General features: G+C 35.8%; 1 protein-coding gene and 3 pseudogenes. 1 reads left to right on the top strand and 3 read right to left on the bottom strand.

What is annotated here, in order from left to right; translation table 11 throughout:
• Positions 1–161 (top strand): annotated as a pseudogene (locus IQ224_RS25210) (IS4 family transposase); the annotation flags it as partial.
• Here the strand turns inward: IQ224_RS25210 and IQ224_RS23165 are convergent.
• The 3 genes and pseudogenes from IQ224_RS23165 to IQ224_RS23155 all read right to left on the bottom strand — a co-directional run.
• Positions 161–1,106, bottom strand: a pseudogene (locus IQ224_RS23165) (ISL3 family transposase); the annotation flags it as partial. The pseudogenes IQ224_RS25210 and IQ224_RS23165 sit on opposite strands and share 1 nt — an antisense overlap.
• Before the next feature lie 147 nt (positions 1,107–1,253).
• Positions 1,254–1,373 carry a hypothetical protein gene (locus tag IQ224_RS23160; RefSeq protein ID WP_370583163.1) on the bottom strand — a complete coding sequence of 40 codons (120 nt, stop codon included), beginning with the start codon at positions 1,371–1,373 and terminating at the stop codon, positions 1,254–1,256.
• 467 nt (positions 1,374–1,840) lie between these two features.
• Positions 1,841–1,942 (bottom strand): annotated as a pseudogene (locus IQ224_RS23155) (IS5/IS1182 family transposase); the annotation flags it as partial.

Below are 1,942 nucleotides of genomic sequence, written 5' to 3'. Positions count from 1 at the left end.
TAGAAAAACTGCAATTAGAAACGGGTCGTAGAATTGAGATGGCTTTAGCTACCTATTCAATTGTAGCTTGGAGATTACTTTGGTTAACCTATCAAGCACGCTTACACGGAGAGGAGAGTTGTGAAAGCTGGCTCTCCTGGTTTTCGTGTGTTAATTTTTGTTATAAATTAAAGCAAGCAAACAGCTTAAGTCGAAGATGTTCAAAATTGGTAAATCCATAACTCATTCTTTTAATAAGCTTGATTTTGGTATTCATTCCCTCAATTAATCCGTTGGTTGTATGATTTTCAAAGTAATTACAAATACCAGGCAAATGCTTCTGGATCATGCTGGCACTACTTTGATATAATATCCCGCCTATTCTTATCCATTTTTCCAATTTTCTCTCAGCACCTCTGAACGTTCTACTACTTTGATAAATTTGTCTAATTTCTTCTTTCATTTCCCAGGCTATTCCTAAGCAGGGATGTTCTTTCAGAATAACTTCTAGTTGTTGTTTTTGCTCGTCCTTTAAGTCCTCTTTATTCTTCCATAATAAATGAGGTAATCCTTTTTCATTCACCCCCATTAACTTTCTCAATTTATTAAGCTCGTCATTGATTATAGCCATTACATGAAAACGGTCATAGATGATTTTAGCATTGGGAAATAATTCCTTGATCACTGCTGTAAATCCTGACCACATATCGACGCTCACTTCTTTCACTTTCTCCCGAACTGCGTCTAGCTGTGCTTTTAAGGCTTCCCAATTCATCTTGCTTATGTCCTTTAATCACATCTAGTCAAATTTTCTTTTCCAGATCTACGACCGTTGTTATGAAATCTTTATGTCCTTTTAAGTGACTAAATTCATCTAAGCTTATTCGTTCTGGTGCTTCCCACTCTTCCTTTTCTAGTTCTTTAGCACAGTGATTAAATATTAACTGAACTTCTTCCCATCCTAACCCTTCTTCTCGACTTATTTCTTCGATACTACAATTTTTTACTCTCTCATAAATCATCGATTCATAGCGGATTGTATGATGCTGTCTTAATCTCATAAAACTCAGTCTTTCGCTAATATACTTTTGGCACTTTTGACAATGAAACTGGCGGCGTGGTACTTCGGCTCTTCGGTTTGTGTTATGCAATGAACGGGGGTTATAAGGGATGGAACCCCTATATAGAAAGGCATTTAGCGATTTTTGTCAATTATTTTCGATCTAGAGCGAACTAATCAATTAAATCCCTTGCCAGATAAGGATTTAGTCGATTTATGCCCCCCTATCGAACCATACCAAGTAACGAAGAGCCGGTACTTCTAAATATACTCGATTGCCTAATATTGACAAATCTCTGACTAGATTATACTCTGTCTGATTGATTATGTCCAAGGTTTGATGGCAATTCGGACATTCAATTGTTTCATTAGAACTCTTGCAAATTAATTATATGTTATAATGATGGTTTAACTAATTTTCCCCAAAAAATTAGTTAATCAGTACATTCGTCCTCAATGAAAACTTGAAGTTTAACTTTTAACTCAAAACTCTTTAGAGCTGCTTTAATTTGGTTATCAAAACCTCTTTATTTAAGCGGCACAAACTATCTCAATTATAAAAATTGAGAATAAATTCTCCTTGACTTGATGGTTCTTCGGTTTGTGTTATGCAATGGACTGGGGTTATAAGGGATGGAACCCTTATGTAGAAAGGCATTTGGCGATTTTTGTCAATTGTTTTTTTCTAGAGCGAACTCATCAATTAAGTCTCTTGCCAGAGAAGGATTTAGTCAATTTATGCCCCCCTATCGAACCATAACAAGTAACGAAGAGCCGACTTGATTAATCTTTAGGCAACTTTTAAGAAGCTGCTATACCTATCCCTAACTCACAGTTATAAATAGCCGCCAACAAGTTAACTCTTAAACTATATCTTCGACGACGATTCCGATATTTACAGGA

The sequence above is a fragment of the Microcystis sp. LEGE 00066 genome (assembly GCF_015207925.1).
GTDB lineage: Bacteria > Cyanobacteriota > Cyanobacteriia > Cyanobacteriales > Microcystaceae > Microcystis > Microcystis ichthyoblabe_A.
The sequence above is the reverse complement of the archived record's forward strand: the minus strand, read 5'-3'. Positions and strand labels throughout refer to the sequence as shown.